This is a genomic window from Haloarchaeobius iranensis, assembly GCF_900103505.1.
In the GTDB taxonomy this organism is placed as follows: domain Archaea; phylum Halobacteriota; class Halobacteria; order Halobacteriales; family Natrialbaceae; genus Haloarchaeobius; species Haloarchaeobius iranensis.
In genome coordinates this window covers 20,548-41,095 of the sequence record NZ_FNIA01000017.1, presented here as the reverse complement: position 1 = coordinate 41,095, position 20,548 = coordinate 20,548, and the positions used below count along the sequence as shown (strand labels likewise).

At 67.4% G+C, this 20,548-nt stretch carries 12 protein-coding genes; 6 read left to right on the top strand and 6 right to left on the bottom strand.

The window, feature by feature from the left end; genetic code table 11:
• Window positions 1-36: 36 nt before the first annotated feature.
• From BLT27_RS13925 to BLT27_RS13915, 3 genes are all read right to left on the bottom strand, one after another.
• Window positions 37-942 (bottom strand): DUF106 domain-containing protein, encoded by a 906-nt coding sequence (locus BLT27_RS13925; RefSeq protein WP_089734926.1) that lies wholly within the window; start codon window positions 940-942, stop codon window positions 37-39.
• A 36-nt stretch (window positions 943-978) separates the two neighbouring features.
• Window positions 979-1,629: an adenylate kinase gene (locus BLT27_RS13920; protein WP_089734924.1), complete on the bottom strand. Its 651-nt coding sequence runs from the start codon at window positions 1,627-1,629 to the stop codon at window positions 979-981.
• Window positions 1,630-2,077: 448 nt separating this feature from the next.
• Window positions 2,078-3,934: a S8 family serine peptidase gene (locus BLT27_RS13915; RefSeq protein ID WP_089734921.1), complete on the bottom strand. Its 1,857-nt coding sequence runs from the start codon at window positions 3,932-3,934 to the stop codon at window positions 2,078-2,080.
• Between the two features lie 158 nt (window positions 3,935-4,092).
• Between BLT27_RS13915 and BLT27_RS13910 the strand changes: the two genes are divergently transcribed.
• Complete coding sequence (locus tag BLT27_RS13910; protein WP_089734920.1) at window positions 4,093-4,554, top strand: NYN domain-containing protein; 462 nt, start codon at window positions 4,093-4,095, stop codon at window positions 4,552-4,554.
• A gap of 69 nt (window positions 4,555-4,623) precedes the next feature.
• Here the strand turns inward: BLT27_RS13910 and BLT27_RS13905 are convergent, their stop codons facing one another.
• Window positions 4,624-6,501, bottom strand: a complete 1,878-nt coding sequence (locus BLT27_RS13905; RefSeq protein ID WP_089734919.1) for a S8 family serine peptidase — start codon at window positions 6,499-6,501, stop codon at window positions 4,624-4,626.
• A 274-nt stretch (window positions 6,502-6,775) separates the two neighbouring features.
• Window positions 6,776-8,632 carry a S8 family serine peptidase gene (locus BLT27_RS13900; RefSeq protein ID WP_089734917.1) on the bottom strand — a complete coding sequence of 619 codons (1,857 nt, stop codon included), beginning with the start codon at window positions 8,630-8,632 and terminating at the stop codon, window positions 6,776-6,778.
• Between the two features lie 196 nt (window positions 8,633-8,828).
• On the opposite strand from BLT27_RS13900, the gene BLT27_RS13895 reads away from it, so the two are divergent.
• From BLT27_RS13895 to hmgB, 5 genes are all read left to right on the top strand, one after another.
• A complete protein-coding gene (locus BLT27_RS13895; protein ID WP_089734915.1) occupies window positions 8,829-9,668 on the top strand; it encodes a TatD family hydrolase in 840 nt (279 codons plus the stop codon).
• 142 nt (window positions 9,669-9,810) lie between these two features.
• Complete coding sequence (locus BLT27_RS13890; protein ID WP_089734913.1) at window positions 9,811-10,398, top strand: DUF2150 family protein; 588 nt, start codon at window positions 9,811-9,813, stop codon at window positions 10,396-10,398.
• A 68-nt stretch (window positions 10,399-10,466) separates the two neighbouring features.
• Window positions 10,467-12,947 (top strand): Ig-like domain-containing protein, encoded by a 2,481-nt coding sequence (locus BLT27_RS13885; RefSeq protein WP_089734911.1) that lies wholly within the window; start codon window positions 10,467-10,469, stop codon window positions 12,945-12,947.
• A 3-nt stretch (window positions 12,948-12,950) separates the two neighbouring features.
• The gene (locus BLT27_RS20430; protein WP_089734909.1) at window positions 12,951-18,098 is read left to right on the top strand and encodes a PKD domain-containing protein; all 5,148 of its coding nucleotides are present in this window, start codon (window positions 12,951-12,953) and stop codon (window positions 18,096-18,098) included.
• 74 nt (window positions 18,099-18,172) lie between these two features.
• On the top strand, window positions 18,173-19,510 hold the full coding sequence (hmgB, locus tag BLT27_RS13875) for a hydroxymethylglutaryl-CoA synthase (RefSeq protein ID WP_089734907.1): 1,338 nt from the start codon (window positions 18,173-18,175) through the stop codon (window positions 19,508-19,510).
• A gap of 282 nt (window positions 19,511-19,792) precedes the next feature.
• Here hmgB and BLT27_RS13870 read toward each other — a convergent pair whose 3' ends face one another.
• Window positions 19,793-20,500, bottom strand: coding sequence for a helix-turn-helix domain-containing protein (locus BLT27_RS13870; RefSeq protein ID WP_089734905.1), 708 nt, complete (start codon window positions 20,498-20,500; stop codon window positions 19,793-19,795).
• Window positions 20,501-20,548: the final 48 nt, after the last annotated feature.

Genomic DNA, 20,548 nt, shown 5'->3' with positions numbered 1-20,548 from the left:
TGGACGGCGGGCGGACGGCAGCGGAGTGTGCCGGTCCTACGTCGGCGTCGCGTCGAGGTCCAGCGTCTTCCGGAGCAGCTGGGTGAACCCCATCGAGCAGAGGAAGTACCAGACGATCCACGCGGGCATCGGGCCGATCGCGCCGGCCATCCACTCCCGTTCGCCGAAGATGGGCAGCACCATGCTCTGCTCGGCCGGCACGAGGTGGCCGCCGTCGAGGATGGTCCAGTACATCCAGAGGAACGCCGGGATGGTGAGGAGCATGATCCACGCCATCGGGCGGAAGTTCTCCTTCATCATCTCGCCCTGGTCGCCGAGGGCGTCCATCTTCTCGTCCTGGATGCGGTCGAGCGCGGCGTCGTCACCGCGCTCCTTGGCGGCCTCCTCGCGCTCTGTGATCTCCTGCATCTTCTGCTGGATCTGCTTGACCTTGCTCCGGTCGACCATGTTCGCCTGCAGGAGCGTCGAGTACAGGCCGGTGATGAGCGCCAGCGAGAGGATGACCGCGTAGAACGGGAGCACGTCGTTGAGTGGCTCGAAGATGACGTTGATGGTGCTCCCGACCGCGTTGCGGATCGGGGTGTAGTAGTAGCCGGCCATCATGCCGACGGAGACGACCGCCGCGAGCTTGTCGCGGGTCTGCCAGCTCGACCCCTCGCTGTCGACCTCGATGCTCTCGCTGGCGACGGTGATGTCGTCCTCGAGTGCGTCGGTGACGGCGTCCGGGTCGACGACCACGAAGCCGTCCTCCTGCTCGCGGAGGATCTCGCTCTGGATGAGTCGTCCCCAGCGGCCGCTGTCCATGCCGTCCTCGTCTTTGACGTCCTTCCACTCGACCTCGTCGTCCCCGTCGTTGGAGGCGTCCATGACGACCTGGAGCGCCTCCGACGTCCCGGGGTTGTCCGAGAGGAAATCCTGTATGTCTTCCGCCGTCCAGGCCATATGAGAGCCTCTAGGCAGTCGTGGGATAAGAGTCTTTTACTCTGTGACAGCCTCGATAGCGGCCTTCACGTCGCTCCAGACCTCGTCGGGGGCCTGTTCGCCGTCGACGGCGACGAACTCGTCGGTTCCCTCGTAGTACTCGACGACCGGGAGCGTGTTCTCCTCGAACACGTCGAGGCGGTTCTCGGCGGCCTCCGCGGTGTCGTCCTCGCGCTGGACCAGTTCGCCGCCACACTCGTCACAGATGCCCTCCTCCTCGGGCTGGCTGTACTTCACGTGGAAGTTCGCGCCGCAGTCATCGCAGACGCGGCGGCCGGTGAGCCGGTCGACCAGCTCCGAGCGGTCGACATCGAGGTAGAGGACGAGGTCGAGGTCGGTCATATCGGCGAGTTCCTCGGCCTGCTCCAGGTTGCGCGGGTAGCCGTCGAGGACGTAGCCGTCGGCCGAGGAGAGCGCCTCCTCGACGATGGCGTTGACGACCGCGTCGGGGACGAGGTCGCCGGCGTCCATGTACTCGCCGGGGGTGTCGTACTCGAAGTCCATGTCCGAGATGTCCATCTCCTTGTTCGAGCGGAGCGCGTCGCCCGTGGTGACGTGCTCGACGCCGAACTCGTCGACGATGTTCGCGGACTGGGTTCCCTTGCCTGCGCCCGGTGCACCGAGGATGAGGATGTGCGGACTGCTCATACCTGGGCGCTCGAACCCGGCACGTAAAGAGTTAAAGAAAACGGCTGGCACGTGGGGTGACCGCCGCGGGTCGCGCGTCGGGTCCTCCAGGCGAACGACTGACGACTCGCCGAGCGGTTACTCGCACCCGGTGTTGGTCCGCTCGAAGCTGCCCGGGCCGTCGTTCCCCGGGCTGCGACGGCGAGTGCGCCGGCCGCTTTCAGATAGCCTCCGCGTCCAGGCTGTCAGTTGTCCTCATCTGCCATGACCGGGTTCCCGGTCAACGAGCCGACACTAAAAACTTCGGTATTAGTTATCTGCGTATCTAATTTCTTATGGAGATGAGGTTTGGACATAAAAGTCTGTCGGCGGCGGCTCCCACTCCCTGGAAGGCCCAGGAAGAACTCCGTTAGTCCGGAAAAAGTGTTCCTCGAACAATCGGTTCGATGGCTCGGCGCGCTGGCGCGCGTTACTGGCCGAGCTCCTCGATGTTCACCGTGTAGCTGCCCGAGCCGGAGTAGGAGTCGACGAGGATGCCGATCTCCTGGCCTGCACTCACGTCGTCGAGCGTGACCTGCTCCTGACTGTCCGGCGTGATGGAGCGCTTGTCGTAGTCGTACTGGCTCGGCGTCCGCCCGTCAGTCGTCACGTACAGGTCGAAGTCGGACCAGTTACCGCCCGACAGCGAGATGGTTACCTGACACGGGTTCTGCAGGTCGTTCGTCCACGTGTAGTCGTCCGAGTCGTAGTAGCCGTACAGGTAGCCGTCCGCGGAGCCGGTCGATGACTCGTCGCCGCAGCTGCCGCCACCGTCGTCGGGTTCGACGGTGATGGCGACGGAGTCGGTCGTGCTCGCGCCGTCGTCGTCCGTGACGGTGAGGCTGGCGCTGTAGTCGCCGGCGGCGCTGTAGGTGTGGGTGACGGTCTGGCCGGTCGCAGTCGCGCCGTCGCCGAAGCTCCAGTCGTAGGCGCTGATGGAGCCGTCGGAGTCACTGGAGCCGGAGCCGTCGAAGGTGACCTCCTGGCCGACCGTGACCGTCGCCGAGGAGGCGTCGATGGAGACCGTCGGTGCCTCGTTCTCCGGCGGGTCGCCGCCGCCGCCGTCGCCGACGAGGTTCGCTGCGTCGATGCGGCCCGCGCCCTGCTGGTTCTCGGGCAGCCCGACGTCGACGGCCGTGTTCTTCAGCTGGCTGCGCAGCTCGGTGTTCGACCAGCCGGGGTTCGCCGCGAGACCGAGTGCGGCGACACCGGCCGCTGCCGGGCACGCCATGGAGGTTCCGGAGATGCTGTTGTACGGCGAGTCGGTCCACGCCGAGAGGATGTTCACGCCCGGTGCGACGACGTCCTGCTTCTCGCCGTAGTTCGAGAAGTTGGCGAGGTTCTCGTTCTCGTCGATGGCACCGACCGCGATACACTCGTCGTACGCGGCGGGATAGGAGACCGAGCCCGACGAGTCGTTCCCGGAGGCACAGATGATGGTGACGCCGTTGTCCGCGGCGTAGCTGACGGCGTTCTTCATCGTGTTCGTGTAGCCACCGCCACCGAGGCTCATGTTCACGATGTCTGCCCCCTGGTCGGCCGCCCACTGGACGGCGTCCGCGATGTCGCTGGTCGAGCCGCTGCCCTGCTCGGAGAGCGCACGCCCCGACAGCAGCGTGGAGTTCGACATCCCGGCGATGCCGTCCCCGTTGTTCGTCGTCGCCGCCGCGATGCCGGCGACGTGGGTGCCGTGGTACTCGTCCGCCATCGAGTCCGGGTACGGGTCGCCGTCGCTGTCGACGAAGTCCTTGCCCTTGTTCGAGCCGAACTGCCCCGAGAGGTCGGGGTGGTCGTACTTCACGCCCTGGTCGATGACGGCGATGGTGACGTCCTCGCTGCCGAACGTGGTGTCCCACGCGGCGGGTGCGTTGACGAGCTGTGGCGCGTACTGGTCGCCGAAGCGCGGGTCGTTCGGCTCCGCGAGCGCGTGTAGCGTCTCGTTGAACTCGGCGTAGCGCACGTGGTCGAGCGACTCGAGCGTCTCGAGGATGTCGTCGTCCGACATCGTCGTGACCTCGGGCTTCGACAGTGCCATGTAGCTGAGGTCGTCGTTCTCGTGCGTGACCGACATCTCGTCGGGGAGTCGCTCGTCGTTCGCGGTCGCCGACGCGACGTCGGCCACCGAGTACGTGTTCGTGACGCCCACGAGGATCTCGTTCGGCCGTGCGCCCGGTTCTCGCGTCGGTGTCGCGGACGACAACCCTGCGAAGGCTGCTGCCGCCCCCACGGCACCAGTTGCTTTCAGGAAGGTTCGCCGCCCCCAGTCGTAGCTGCTATCGTCTGTCATGAGACAGTCCTACCGAGAACCCGTTCCCTATTTAAATTTTTGTAGATTCAATTGCTAATTTTACTGCATATACAAATTGTATACTGGTTTCCAAGAGTTGTTGCAACTTCGTTCGTCCGAACCGTCACGGCTTTGAGCGATACGGAGAGAGAGGAGGTATGGACGAGCGATTCAGGCGGCTCCTACCCGGCACGGAGCCGCATCCGCGGGCACGGGTGGGACTCTTCGTCGACGGTCCGAACGTGCTCCGCGACGAGTTCGACGTCGACCTCGACGACGTACGGACGGCCGCGACGGACGCGGGCGACCTCACGGTGGCACGACTGTACCTCGACGAGCACGCGACCCCCGGCCTCATCCAGGCAGCCGAGGCACGCGGCTTCGAGGTCGTCATCACCAGCGGGGACGTGGACGTGAAGCTCGCGGTCGACGCGACCGAGACCGTCGTGACCGAGGCCATCGACACGCTGGCCATCGCGTCCCGTGACACCGACTTCAAACCGGTCCTCGAGAAGGCGGGCCGCTACGGCATCCGGACGCTGGCCATCGCACCGGGCGAACACGGCCGCTCGGACGCGCTCCGGAACGCCGCGAACGACGACATCGTCATCGAGGAGTAGCGGCGCTTTCGGGGTAGAAGACGGGGAGGAAGGCGGCGGGAATGGGGAAGTCGTTCCGCGGTGCAGTCCTTACTGGCCGAGCTCCTCGACGTCGACAGTGAAGCTGCCCGAGCCGGAGTAGGAGTCGACGAGGATGCCGACATCCTGACCGGCGCTCGGGCTGTCGATGATGACCTGCTCGTCGCTGTTCATCGAGATGGAGCGCTTGTCGTAGTCGGACGTGCTGGGGGTGCGCCCGTCCGTCGTCACGTACAGGTCGAAGTCGGCGCTGCTCGGCCCGCTCAGCGAGACGGTGACCTGGCACGGGTCGGCGAGGCTGTTCGTGTACGTGTACGACGTGGAGTCGTAGTAGCCGTACAGGTAGCCGTCCGCGGAGCCGCCCGCAGAGGTGTCGCCACAGCTGCCACCGCCACCGCTGTCGGACTCGACGGTGATGGCGACGGAGTCGGTCGAACTCGCGCCGTCGTCGTCCGTGACGGTGAGGCTGGCGCTGTAGTCGCCGGCGGCGCTGTAGGTGTGGGTGACGGTCTGGCCCGTCGCAGAGGCACCGTCGCCGAAGCTCCAGTCGTAGGAGCTGATGGAGCCGTCGGAGTCACTGGAGCCGGAGCCGTCGAAGGTGACCTCCTGGCCGACCGTGACCGTCGCCGAGGAGGCGTCGATAGAGACTGTCGGCGCGGTGTTGCCGCCACCACCACCGCCGTCACCGCCGGCGTCGACGATGTTGAGCGCGTCGACGCGGCCCGCGCCCTGCTCCTCCGCCGAGAGGCCGATGTCGACGGCCGTGTTCTTCAGTCGACTGCGTAGCTCCGTCGGTGAGAGGCTGGCGTCGGCCGCCTTGCCCAGCGCCGCGACGCCGGAGGCCGCCGGGCACGCCATCGACGTGCCGGATATCTTGTTGTACTGGCCACCGTACTGGCTCTTGTTCTCCGTCCACGTCGACAGGATGTCGACGCCGGGTGCGGCGACGTCGAGGTTCGGGCCGTACTGCGAGAAGCTCGCGAGGTCCTCGTTGCTGTCGACTGCCGACACCGCCACACACTCGTCGTAGGCCGCGGGGTACGACACCGAGCCCGAGCCGTCGTTCCCGGCCGCACAGATCGGGAGCGACCCGTTGCTGACGGCGTAGCTGACGGCGTTCTTCATCGTGTCAGTGTAGCCGCCGCCACCGAGGCTCATGTTGATGATGTCCGCGCCCTGGTCGGCCGCCCACTCGACGGCGTCCGCGATGTCCGTCGTCGAGCCGCTGCCCTGCTCGGAGAGCGCACGCCCCGACAGCAGCGTCGAGTCCGAGATTCCGGCGACGCCGGTGCTGTTGTCGGTGGTCGCCGCCGCGATGCCGGCGACGTGGGTGCCGTGGTACTCGTCCGCCATCGAGTCCGGGTACGGGTCGCCGTCGCTGTCGACGAAGTCCTTGCCCTTGTTCGAACCGAACCGCGCCTGTAGGTCGGGGTGGTCGTACTTCACGCCCTGGTCGACCACCGCCACGGTCACGTCGGAGCTGCCCTGCGTCGTGTCCCATGCCGACGGTGCACGCACCTGCTGGGGCGCGTACTGCTGGTCGAACAGCGAGTCGTTCGGCGTCGCGAACGCGTGGACGGTCTCGTTCGGCTCGACGTATCGGACGCCGGTCTTCCGTCGGAGGGACTCCGCGATGGCGGACTCGGCCCGGGCGGCGGCCTGGTCCGGTAGCTCCACCGTGAAGTAGCTGAGGTTCTCGTTGCGGTGCGTGACACTCGCCGGTCCGGGGAGCTCCTCCTGGACGCTCGCCTCGGTGCTCGCCATGCTCGCAGCGCCCGAGACGCCCACGATGAGCTCGTTCTCCCGCGGTTGCGGGTCCCTGCCGGGGGTCGCGCTGGTGATGCCCGCCAGTGCCGCGGCGGAAGCCGCAGCGCCCGTCGCTTTGAGGAAGGTACGTCGTGCCCACGATTGAGTGTTATTGCCTGTCATGACACACAACGCCAGTCACATCTGCCCCACTTATATTTTTATGAATAGAGCGTAAATTTATTTCTAAATTATAATATTTGGCCACTATTTCCGAAAAAGTTGCATGTCCGCCCGGTTAAAAACTAGAAGAAACGCGCCGACAGTTCCAGACTTCCCATCTCGATACCTCGGGTTACGGTCCGCATCAGGCGGAGATAGCGTCTGGAAACCGCGGGCGGCGTTCGCCGGAGGACCTCTCCGGCGAGTGACACGGGGGGAGCGACGGTGACGGGACTTACTGCCCGAGCTCCTCGACGCTCACCGTGTAGCTGCCCGAGCCGGAGTAGGAGTCGACGAGGATGCCGATATCCTGGCCGGCGCTGACCGCGTCCGCGATGACCTGCTCCTGGCTGTCCTGCGTGATGGAGCGCTTGTCGTAGTCGCTCGTCGACGGCGTGCGACCGTCCAGCGTGACGTACAGGTCGAAGTCGGCGTTGCTCGGCCCGCTCAGCGAGACGGTGACCTGGCACGGGTCGTCGAGGCTGTTCGTGTACGTGTACGACTCGGCGTCCCAGTAGCCCGACAGCGAGCTGTCGGCCGAGCCGCCCGTTGACGTGTCGCCACAGCTGCCGCCACCGTTGTCGGACTCGACGGTGATGGCGACGGAGTCGGTCGTGCTCGCGCCGTCGTCGTCCGTGACGGTGAGGCTGGCGCTGTAGTCGCCGGCGGCGCTGTAGGTGTGGGTGACGGTCTGGCCGGTCGCAGTCGCGCCGTCGCCGAAGCTCCAGTCGTAGGCGCTGATGGAGCCGTCGGAGTCACTGGAGCCGGAGCCGTCGAAGGTGACCTCCTGGCCGACCGTGACCGTCGCCGAGGAGGCGTCGATGGAGACCGTCGGTGCCTCGTTCTCCGGCGGGTCGCCGCCACCGCCGCCGACGATGTTGAGCGCGTCGACGCGGCCCGCGCCCTGTTTCTCCGCTGAGAGACCGATGTCGACGGCCGTGCTCTTCAGCTGGCTACGCAGCTGCGTCGGCGAGAGGCTGGCGTCGGCCGCCTTGCCCAGCGCCGCGACGCCGGAGGCCGCCGGGCACGCCATCGACGTGCCGGATATCTTGTTGTACTGGCCACCGTACTGGCTCTTGTTCTCCGTCCACGTCGACAGGATGTCGACGCCGGGTGCGGCGACGTCGAGGTTCGGGCCGTACTGCGAGAAGCTCGCGAGGTCCTCGTTGCTGTCGACTGCCGACACCGCCACACACTCGTCGTAGGCCGCGGGGTACGACACCGAGCCCGAGCCGTCGTTCCCGGCCGCACAGATCGGGAGGGCGCCGTTGTTGACCGCGTAGGAGACGGCGTTCTTCATCGTCTGCGTGTAGCCGCCGCCACCGAGGCTCATGTTGATGATGTCCGCGCCCTGGTCGGCCGCCCACTCGACGGCGTCCGCGATGTCCGCCGTGGAGCCGCTGCCGCCGCCCAGCGCACGACAGGCGAGTAGCGTGGAGTCGGACATCCCGGCGACGCCGGTGCCGTTGTCGGTGGTCGCGGACGCGATGCCGGCGACGTGAGTCCCGTGGTTCTCGCCGCTGGGCGCGTTGGGGTCGTTGTCCCCGCCCGCGAAGTCCTTGCCCTTGTTCGACCCGAACCGACTCTGGAGGTCCGGGTGCGTGTAGTCGACGCCGGTGTCGACGATGGCGACGGTAACGTTCTCGCTGCCGAAGGTGGTGTCCCAGGCCGCCGGCGCGTTCACCTGCTGTGGCGCGTACTGCTGGTCGAACTTGGGGTCGTCCGGCTGTGCGAACGCGTGGTGCGTCGTGTTCTGTTCGACGTAGCGGACGCCGGACTGGCGCTCGATACGCGAGGCGACGGCGTCCATCGTCGACGGTCCGTCGTCGCGGACCTCGACGGCGATGTAGCCGAGGTTGTCGTTCTCGTGGACGACGTTCGCGTCGGAGGGTAGGTCTCGCTCGACCTGCCGCTGGACGGATGCCATGTTTGTCGAAGACGAGATGCCGACGAGGAGCTCGTTCTCCTTCGCACCCGGCTCGCGTCCGGGGGTGGCCTGCGTGAGGCCCGCGAAGGCGGCCGCGCTCGCCGCGGCGCCGGTCGTCTTCAGGAAAGTGCGTCTGTTCGTACCGCTTTGGGTATCTTCTGCCATGCCCACCAATAGCAATTACCGCCCTATATTTATATCTTGGTAACGCGGAACTCAATTAACTAGCGGTAAACACGAGTAGTTGTCAGTTCGCTCCGCCTGGGCGCTTCCTGGTCGCTGAAATCACTGGTCCAGGACGCGATAAAACGGGAGCTAATATCTACTTACGCGTTCACGCACACACGTAAGGTCAACGACAATGGACGACATCGACACTCCCGTTCTCGACAACCACATGCACCTCGACCCCGACCACGGCCGCGGGATGGCGGCCGTCGACGACTTCGCGCGGCTGGGTGGCACCCACCTGCTCGTCGTCAACAAGCCGTCCTGGCATCTGGGCGACCTGCCGACCGACCGCGAATCGTTCCGGCACGTGTTCGAGACCACCCTCGGTGCGGTCGCGGCAGCGAGCGACCGCCTCGACGGGCGCGCGTGGCCCGTCCTCGGCGTCCACCCCGGACTCGTCTCCCACCTTGTGGACGACGGCCACACACCCGCGGAGGCCCGCGACCTGATGCAGGCTGGGCTCGACCTCGCCGCGGAGTACGTCGCCGACGGCCGCGCACTCGCGCTCAAGTCCGGACGCCCGCACTACGACGTCGACGATGCCGTCTGGGCCGCCTCGAACGACGTGATGCGTCACGCCTTCTCGCTCGGGGCCGAGGTCGACTGCGCCGTCCAGCTCCACACCGAGGCGAGCGACGACCTCACCGAGGTCGCCGAGTGGGCCGAGGACGAGGGGCTGGACCGCACGCAGGTCGTCAAGCACTACGCGGGCGGCGAGCTCCTCGGCCCCATCCCGAGCGTCATGAGCGAGACGGACCGCCTCGAAGTCGCCGCCGCCTCGGACGCCCCGTTCCTCATGGAGACCGACTTCGTCGACGACCCCGACCGTCCCGGTGCGGTGCTCGGCCCGAAGACGGTGCCACGCCGCGTCCGCTGGCTGCTCGAGGAGGGCCACGACGAGGCCGTCCGTCGTGCCCACGTCGAGACGCCCGAACTCGTCTACGGCATCGACACCACCGAGACGCTGTAACCGCAGGGAGGCCGCCACCTCCGCGGCGCGTCCGTGGCGTGTTCCGGGCCACCCCGCCGTGTCGTGTCCACGCACGGGCGTCTCGCACCGGAACCGGTCACCGTAGAGAAAGGCATTTCACTACGCCGGGGTAGGTTGTGGTATGAGCAATCCCCCGACCGAATACTACTCGGCGGAACGCTGGCAGAACTGGATCGACCGGGTCGAAGCGGAGGACGTCGACGCCGAAGACGAGGACTCGATGCGCGTGTTCGACCTCATGCAGGACGACGCCGCCATCGCCGTCGCGAAGATCGTCTCCGCGGCAGACGACGGCGAACTCGACGAGGAGGCGGCGTCCGAGAAGATCAACGAGATCGGGGACATCGTCTTCACCGAGCCCGAGTTCGACGACGAGGACAAGCTGTTCCTCGTCGGTAGCGTCCAGGAGAGCCTGAGCATCGTCCTCCACGCCGCGATGGAGTACATCCACGCCGGTGTCGCCGACGAGGCCGCCATCCCGGAGTACGTCTCCGCCGCCGCCGAGGCCGAGGCCGAGGAGGACATCGAGAGCGCTCGTGGCTACCTGGTGAAGGCAGGGACGCTCATCATCGACGGCGAGGAGCTCTCGCCCGAACTCGGCGAGGAACTCGAGTACGGCCCGGTCGCCCAGTGGCTCAACGGCCTCGCCAGCCTCCAGTCCGCGATGGAGGACCCCGAGGTCGTCGAGGAGGACGAGGACGCCGAGTAATCGGGGGTTACCCCTGCGGTAATTTGGTCATAAGGGTTTTACTCGCGCCAAGCGAACCTGTGCGTAGAATGGAGTTTTTCGACGACGAGCGGGGAGTGAGCGTCCAGGTGGGCGCGGTGATTCTGCTCGCGTTCGTCGTCATCGCGATCTCGACCTACCAGGTGCAGGTCGTCCCGAACCAGAACGAGGAGGTCGAGGTCAACCACAACCGCGAGGTCCAGGAACGCATGCAGGACCTCCGCGACACCATCGGCACGGTGCCGGCGCGCGGTGTCGGCGGCTCGGTCGCCGTCCCGCTCGGCACGCGCTACCCGGCCCGGAGCATCTTCGTGAACCCACCGTCACCGACGGGGCTGTTGCGAACCATCGGGACGACCAACGAGTCGGTCGGGTTCACCGTCGACAACGCCTCCGCGCTCGACGGCGAGACTGCGGACTACTGGAACGGCACCGCCCGCTCCTTCTCGACCGGTGCCATCGTCTACCAACCGCGATACAACGTCTACCAGAGCGCGCCGGCGACGGTGTACGAGAACTCGCTGGCGTACAACCGCTTCCGGACCGCGAACATCACCCTGACACAGCAGGATGTGTTCGAGGGCAGCCGCATCACGCTCACCGCGCTCGACGGCGAGGTCCGCCGCGAGGGCGGGACCGCCTCGCTGACGGTCCGTGCGGTCACGGCCGAACCGCGCACCGTCACCGTCGAGGGGAACGCCAGCGACCCCGTCACGGTGACCATCCCGACCACGCTGTCGGCCGACGAGTGGCGAAACCTCCTGAACGAGTCCGGGCAGTACGACGAACCCGGAACGGACCCGAACGCGAACGTCACCGAGGTCCGCCCGGACGGGACGCTCTCGACCGACGGCCCCGTTCCGTTGCAACTCGTCACATTCGAGCTCGAACCCGGCACCTACCAGCTCCGGCTCGCGAAGGCCGGGGTCGGCACCGGTGTCACACCCGTCGACGGCGGCTCCTACCTGACCACGCCCGGGAGTACGTCCCGGAGCGTCCCGGCCGACGGGAGCGAGACGCTCACCGTCGAGGTCCGCGACCGGTTCAACGGCGCACAGAGCGGCGTTCAGGTCGAGGCAACCGTCGCCGGTGACGGCTCACTCCAGGGCGACGGCACCGAACTGACCGGCGACGACGGCCGGGCGCGGTTCACGTACGACGCACCCTCCAGCAGCGGCTCTGCGACCGTGACGGTGAACCTCTCGACGGGCGCGAACCGCTCCCAGCAGGTCCAGTTCGACATTACGGTCACCGCGAGCGGCGGTGGCGGGGGCGGCGGGAACGGCGCGTACAACGTCACGTGGCGGAACCCGGACTCGTCGAGCCCCTCCGGCGCTGCGACGATCTCGTGCTCGGATGGACAGCCTCGCGGGCAGTGCACCATCGACGGCAACGGCGAGTCCTCCGTGGACCTCCCGATGACGATGTTCACCGACCCTGTCGCTGACGGTGCCAGCGTTACCTACTCGGTGAGCAACACGACGGTCGGGAGCTTCTCGCCGACCAGCGGGACGACGAGCAGTAGCGGGGAAGACCAGACGACGCTGACCGTGAGCCAGAACGGGTCGGTGACGACGTACGTCACCAGCGGCGCGGGCGGTGACCGGGTAACCTTCGACGTGACCGGGATTCCCGGTGGCCCACAGCCGGGGATGGTATACACCACCTCGGGCGGCTACCTGCGCAGTCTCGACGCCAACGGCCGCGTCTACGAGTTCGGTCCCTCGGGTCAGGTCACAGCACAGTCCCTCGGTCCGATGGACGAGGACATCGACGGTGACGGGCTCGTCGAGGTTCCGTACGTCGACGGTAACGGCGCGCTCAAGATTCGCGACCTCAACGGTGAGGTGCAGACGCTGGTGCCAGATAGCGCGTCCATCCTCCCGAGCACCAGCGGGCGGCTCGGAGTCGGGAGCTACCGAACCGGGGATTCGGAGGTTTACTTCTCCGACGGCTCCGACCTCTACCGGGTTGACTGGGAAGGTGGTGCCTCGACGAGCGCGGAAGCTGTCTACAAGAAACCGTCGAAAACCAAGGACCCAATTCAGGCCCAGTCCGTCGCGGGCGTCGGGAACTTCCTCGACGACGGGGCCGGCGGTGGTGACGAGATCGCGTTCGTCGACAGCAACTCGAAGCTCGCGTACGTCGACGAGAAGGGCAACGGCGACAATCAGAAGAAGAAAGCCGTCGACAACCCGAACGTCGTGGGCGTCTCGGCGACGACCGAGCCTGCCCAACTGGACGGCGACACGCCGGCGGATGTCGTCTGGCGCACCGGGAGTTCCCCGTTCGTCCGGCTCGCGGACGGGACGAACAGCGAGGACAGCACGCTCCCCGGGATGAGCGACAAACCGAAGTCCGGCGCATCGATGGGGCTGTACGACTACACCGGTGACGGGACTCCCGAACTGATCTACGTCGACCAGAACCAGGAGCTGAAGTACTACGACTTCACCACCGACACGACCGGCTGGGTGAAAGACGAGTTCGGCGGGAACGTGACCGTCGGCGTCGGCCCAGGGGTCGCCTGATAGATGTCCACTGGTAGTGACGTGGAACGTCGCGGTGTCGACGACGACCGCGCCCAGTCGACCGTCCTCGCGGTCGTCCTCCTCTTCGGCTTCCTCATCCTCGCGGTGACGGCGTGGCAGGTGAGCGTCGTCCCCGCCCAGAACGAGGAGATCGAGTACGGCCACAACCAGCAGGTCCACGAGCAGATGCAGGAGCTCCGCAGCCGGATGGTCTCGGCGAGCGCGGGCGGCCGCGGTGGCAGCGTCGCCATCCCGCTGGGGACGACGTACCCGGACCGGACCATCTACCGGAACCCGCAGCCGCCGGTCGGCCAGCTGCGGACGGTCTCGGGAGGCGGTGCGGTCACCCTGAACGTCTCCAACGCGACGCCGGTCGACGGCGAGACGGCGGACTTCTGGGGGACCGAGTTGAGCTACGACACCGCGCTGGTCACCTACCGGCCGGGCTACCACGAGTACGAAGGCGCACCGACGACCGTGCTGGACAACACGCTGCTGTACGACCGGTACGACTCGACCACGCTCGTCCGGTCGCCGCAGTCGCTCGTCGACGGGAAGCGGCTCTCGTTGCTGGTCGCGTCGGGGAACGTGAGCGAGACGCGGTCCGGCGTCACCGACGACCTCTCGCTTCAGGTGACGCCGACGAGCAGTTCGACGAACACCGTCCGGGTCCGGAACGACTCCGGGCCGGTGACCCTGACGGTGACGTCCTACCGGTCGGCCGAGTTCTGGAACGAGACCCTGGCCGGGGACGGCCAGCTCGACGAGGACGGCGGCTACGTCACCGGCGTGGTGAACCGGACGCCGACGCCGGCACCGACGGCCGGCGGCGAGACGCTCCACCGGGTCGGCATCACGCTCGTCGCGAACGAGACGTACGCGGTGCAGGCGACGCAGGTCCACCTCGGGACGGCGTCGGAGCCCGACCCGAACACCCCGGGCCCGGCGTACGTGACGGTCGCCGATGGGACTGGGGGCACGGTCGAGGCCGGCTCGTCGCGCGAGTTCACCGTCGAGGTCCGCGACCGGTACAACAACCCGGTGGCGGGCTCGACGGTGAACCTCTCGCTCGACGGGAGCCCGGGCGACCTGACCGTCGACGGGGCGACCAGGGACAACTTCAGCGACCTCGTGGTCGGCGACGACGGTCGGGTGACGGTCAGCTACGACGCGCCGGGCTCGGTGACGACGGCGACCGACGTGACGGTGAACGTGAGCGTCGAGGGGAACCCCCGGAGTGGATTCGACCCGAACGCACCACTGAACGCGACGGTCGAGACGACCGTCACCCCCGGTGACGGTGGCGGCGGCAGCGGTAGCGGTGGCGGCAGTGGCGGCGTCTACACCGTCGAGTGGGACCGCAACAGCACGGTCACCGTCGACAGGACGGCCTCCCCGACGCGGAACTTCACCGCCCGCATCGTCGAGGGGCTGGCGAACCAGCCGGTCGAGTTCAGCGTGAACGACACGGGCGTCGCGACCATCACGAGCGTCGACGGGCAGACCAACGCCTCCGGTGCGGCCGACGCGACGTTCGACTTCCAGAGGACGGGCACCTTCCTCGCGTACGTCACGAGCGGGGGCAGCGGCGACCGGCTGGTCGTCGAGGTGGTCAGCGGCGCGCTCTCGCCGCTGGTCTGGCAGACCGCCGCCGACTGGGACGCCGCGACGAGCGAACAAGGCGTCGTCCACGCGGGCTACGGGGATCACGACGCGGGTGCGGTCCAGCTCGGTTATCCGACGAATGGCGCTGGGCTCGTTGCGTACTACCCGTTCGACGGGAACGCCGGCTCGACGGCCAACGACGCCAGCGGCGGGAACGACGGAACCATCAGCGGCGTGATGCAGGGCGTCCCCGGAATCCTGAACACCTCTGCGTACGACTTCGACGGTGCCGACGATTCGGTGCAGGCCCCCACGGACCTCTCGTCATCGATGGGAACCAGCGGGACGGTCTCGGCGTGGATCAGGACGACACAGAGCGGCGACGACACGATGTGGCAGGCTCCGGGCATCACCGGCGTAGAGAGCAACGGCGACGGGAACGACGTGTTCTACGGCTGGATCGACGCTTCGGGCAACATCGGTGTGATGGCAGGGAACGACGACGGCGCACAGAGCACGACAGAGATAAACGACGGTACGTGGCACCACGTCGTCCTCGTCCGGAACGCGACCTCCGGCGAGACGCGAGTGTACGTCGATGGCGTGCTGGAGGACACCGAAATCTCCGAGACGGGCGCGAAGACGAGTTCGTTCTCGGGTATCGGCGTCATCGAGGACACCGGGGGCTCGCCGGAGTACCTCGACGGCCGACTCGACGAGGTGCGGCTCTACGACCGCGCGCTCTCCGACGCCGAGGCACTGGCACTGTACGAGACCAGCAGGAACGGGACCATCACGACCGCGGAGAAGACGACCTCGGTCACGGTCGACCCGCGGACCATCCGGCTCGAGAACGTCACCGCCGACGTGCCGTCGGGGACGAGCCTCACGGTCTACGTCGAGTCCGACTCCGAGGACGACGGGACGTGGAACCGGAGCGACCCCGTCTCCATCGTCGATGGCCAGCGGTCCTACGCGGTCGGTGACGGGAATTTCGGAACCTCGAGCGACCGGTTCCGCGTCGTCGTCGAACTGAACTCAACCGCGCCCACCCAGAGTCCGTGTCTCGCGGGGCTGACCGTCGAACCGGACGGTGCGAACGGTGTCGCGGTTGCCGGCGACTGTCCGACCTACGACGCGAGCGGCACGCCGCCGACCGCGTCGTTCACCGCCTCGCCGTCGAGCCCGACCACGCGTGACACGCTCTCGGTCGACGCGTCGGGCTCCACCGACTCGGACGGCACCATCGCCAGCTACGAGTGGGAGTTCGGCGACGGCACCACCGCGACCGGACAGACCGCGAGCCACTCCTACGGCCAGCCCGGCACGTACACGGTCACGCTCACCGCCACCGACGACGACGGCCTCACCGACAGCACGACGCGGACGGTCACGGTCCGCCCGGCGGCGCTGCTGACCGCCGTCCAACCGAACCCCGACACGCTCGCCGACAACGACGGGGAGTTCATCGCCATCGAGGTCGATGGCCCGCTCAACACGACCGACTGGGTCGTCCGCGACGACGAGACAGGGAGCGGCGAGACGAGTGCCGAACTCCCGGCGACGGCCGACGGCCGGGTGTGGTTCGTCCGGAACACCACCGCGTTCGAGCAGCAGTGGTCGGTTCCGGCCGACGTGACGCTCGTCGAGTTCGACCCGGGCGGGAGCGGTGTGCTCGCCAACGGCGGCGAGCCGCTCGAACTCGTAAACACCAGCAACGGGCAGGTCATCGACGAGTTCGCCTACGGCTCGGCGAGTACGAGCGACGGCTGGAGCTACGCCTACGGCAACGCGACCGGCGTGGCGACCCGGAACGGTGACGGGAGCGGCTGGTACGAGGACACCGACGACCCGAGCGACTGGTCCGACGTGGCCGAGACGGACTTCTTCGACCCCGCGCCGAACGCGTCGTTCACCTACGCGCCGTCGAGTCCCGACACGAGCGACTCCGTCACGTTCGACGCCACTGGCAGCACGGTCGCCGCCCCGGGGAGCTACGAGTGGGACTTCGGGGACGGCACCACCGCGACGGGCCAGAGCGTCACCCACAGCTACGGTGACAACGGGACGTACACGGTGACGCTTACCGTGACGGACACGAACGGGAACAGCGACACTACGACGAGGAGCGTTCAGGTCGACAACGTCGCGCCAACTGCTGTACCGTCGTCGTCGCCCTCGGACCCGACTGTTGCGGACACAGTGGCGTTCGACGCAGGCGCGAGCGACGACGACGGCTCGGTCGCAAGTTACGAGTGGGCGTTCGGCGACGGCACCCCGAACGCGACCGGGGGGACGCCGAACCACGAGTACACCGAACCCGGGACGTATACGGTGACGGTGACGGTCACGGACGACGATGGGGCCACGACGACCGAGACAACTACCGTCACCGTCGACCCGGTTCAGGTCGCCGTCGTTGACGACTCCGGAGGCTACGGCCATCAGGTCGAGTCGGTCCTGACCCACGAACTCCCAACGAACTACTCCGTCACCGGTGCGAGTCTGGGCGACGTCACCGCGAATCCGGACGAGTACGAGGTCGTCGTGGTTCAGGACCTCCCGAGCGACACGACCGCTGTCCAGTCGTTCGTCGATGCGACGAACGACCCCAGCACGGCAGTGGTCTACCTCGACCAGTGGAGCGACGACGGGATCGACCCCGACAACAGCAATGCCATCTCGGAGCTGTCGGCGACGACCGGTGACCCAGTCAGCACGAGCGAGGACTACGCCTCCGGAAGCCTGGCTCGGATGCGCATCGACCAGGACCACCCGCTGTTCAACGGCATCGGTGGGTCCGGCGATACGTTCGTCGTCCACGACTCGGAGTTCTCCGACCACGCGTGGTTCACGGGGTACAGCGGAACGACGCTCGCGAGTTCCGGCGACGACAACGGCTTCGACGGCCCTGCAGTGGCGGTCGACGACGCCGAGGGGACGGTGCTGCTCGCGTCAATCGGCCGGGAGTACTACGCCCAGAACCACCACTACTCGTCCGAGGCGGACGCGCTCCTCCGGAACGCGGTGACGTACGGTGCGGAAGGGCTGACTGGGGCCGACCGCGAGCCCGTTGGGACCGACGTTGCGCTCGTCGACAACGGCATCGCTGTCGACGTGACCAACGACGACATCCGGGGTGGCGTTGCGTTCTCGGTCGAGAACGGGCGCAGTAGCGACGTCCGGGTGACCGAAATTCGTGTCGAGCCCGCCAACAGCAACGTCGCGCGGCTCGACGACCCGCTCCCCGAGGTGGGTGTCTACGCCAGCGAGTTCCACGTCGAAGTGGACGGAACGAGTTACACGGCGGACTTGGGTGGTGGGTTCGCGGTTCCCGGTACCGCCGACCTCAGTGCAGCGAGCAACGCCAACGACGAGCCGGTCATTACGAGTGGTGGGGTCGCGTGGTTCCACCTCTACCGGTTCATCGACAGCAGCGACAACGAGTTTGACATGACCTGCGAACCGGTCGAAATCACGCTGTACTTCGCCGATGGCTCACAGGCGACGTTCACCGTCACCCCGGATGGTCCCGGAACCTGTTAGACACCCATGAGACTTCGACACCTGTCGAAACATCCATCGACACGCACAAATAGCCAGTCCACCCATTCCCCCACATGACAGCAGTCGGTATCGACGCGGTCGAAGTCTGGACTGGAAACCTGAAACTCGACCTGGCGGAGACGTTCGCCCCGGAGAAGGGCGACGACCCGGAGAAGTACACGAAGGGCCTCGGCCTGCGAGCGTCGTCGTTCCCTGACTCCTACGAGGACATCGTGACGATGGGGGCGAACGCGTCGAAGGAGCTCATGGACCGGAAGGGGCTGACGCCGGACGACATCGGCCGCATCGACGTGGCCACCGAGTCGAGCTTCGACAACTCCAAGCCCATCTCGACGTACATCGCGGGCTGCCTCGAGCAGGTGTACGACGGCGATTTCCACCACGCGAACAAGGGCGAGCGCAAGTTCGCCTGCATCGCGGGTACCCAGAGCGTCGACGACGCGTACAACTGGATCCGCGCGGGCCGGAACCGTGGCCGGAGCGCCATCGTCGTCGCGACCGACACGGCGCTGTACGCCCGCGGCGACGCCGGCGAGGCGACACAGGGTGCGGGTGCGGTCGCGCTGCTCATCAGCGAGGACCCCGACCTCGTCGAGCTGTCGACGCACCAGGGCTACGGGAGCGCCGACGAGACGGACTTCCTGAAGCCGAACCAGCAGTTCCCGAGCGTCGACGGCAAGCGCTCGGTGCAGGTGTACCTCGCCCGGATGCGCGAGGCGCTGGAGGACTACGAGAGCGTCGCCGGCGACGTGCACATCGACGACTTCGTCTACGCGCCGTTCCACACGCCGTTCCCGGGGATGGTCCGGAAGGCGGCCGCGCTCGCGTACCGCCACGTCACCCGCGACACCGGCGTCGAGGAGGAGCTCGCCGAGGGCATCGGCCGCCAGCCACGTCGCGAGAGCTTCGACGACGACGGGCAGTACGAGGAGGCCGTCCGCGAGTACATGGACGCCCTGAAGGAGACCGAGCAGTACCGGGACTGGTACGCGGGCACGGTCGACCCGACGCTCTCCATCGCGCGCGACGTCGGCAACTGGTACACCGCGTCGGTCCACCTGGCGCGCATCTCCGCGCTGAAGACGGCGCTGGAGACGGGACGAGACGTCGCCGGCGAGTCGATGCTCGTCGCGTCCTACGGCTCGGGCGCGCAGGCGGAGATCCACGGCGAGACCGTCCAGGACGGCTGGGAGGAGGAGATCGCCGCGCTGGACATCGACGAGCAGGTCGCCGACCGCTACGACCTCTCGTGGGCGGAGTACGAGCAGGTCCACGACCGACACAACCACGAGACGGACTCCGAGCTGGAGGAGTTCACCGCGCCCGAGGCGGAGTTCGTCTTCGACGGCTGGGGTCGGATGGGCGAGCGGAAGTACACGTACGTCGAGTGAGGCGACGGACGGGGAACGAGTCCGGCCGGACGCGGTGGCGGCGGCCGGTCGCGTCAGCGGGGTGACCCAAGCGGGGGAAGGTGGAGGCTGTCTGTGGGTGGTGGGGTCGGAACCGGGCTGGGGGTGGGCAGGGCCCGGCACCGACTTCGGGGTGGGGTCGGTGGATGGCGACGGGTGGTTGCGGGGTGGGCGGCCGTCGCCATGTTGTCCTGTGCCCGGGATGCATAAAAACCGGGTCGCAGATTTTCTGAGTCGGAAACAGTGGGTGGTTCCCGAGCGGCGCTACGGCAGCGACGCGAGCGACTCCAGCATCTCCTCGGTCGAGGCGTTCGTCACGGCCAGCGAGAAGCCGTCGGCGCGCGCGAGCTTCGGCGCGTGCTCCCAGAGGTCGTCCTCCTCGATGCCGTGGAGGACGACGGCGTTCGGGGTGGGGGTGACGACGCGCATCGCGACCAGCGGTGACTCGCCGCGGGTGATCTCGGTGAACACGAGCGCTCGCGAGGTGGACTGGCCGTAGAGGCGGTAGAACTCCTCGGAGGAGAGGCGCGTGATGGCCGCGATGGAGTCGATGACGGTGTGGCCGGAGACGCTCGTCGCGTGACCCGACTGCACCTCGGTCGCGTCGATGGCATCGTACAGCCGGGAGAGGCGGACTGTCGTCGGGTACTCCCGCAGGTCGCGGACGATGTCGCTCTCGAAGCCGGCAGAGAGCACGCGGGCGTACTGGCGGATGTGGTCGCCGCCGCGGGACTCGTCGATGGTCAGCAGCGCCTCGACGATGCGGCTCACGACGCCGATGCCGGGGTTCTCGCGCCGGCCGCTCTCGTAGTCCGAGATGACCGACGACGAGACGTCGAGCTCGGCCGCGAGGTTCGTCTGGGAGACGTCGAAGTCGGTGCGCCACTTCCGCAGGGTCGAGCCGGGGTCCGCCGAGAGTGTGACCTCGCCGGCGATCTTCGTCGCCAGCTGTCGGCGTGGGCTGTCGCTCATCGTCCGGTGGTGGCGGACGCGGCGCAAAAGCGTATCGAAAGCCACCTT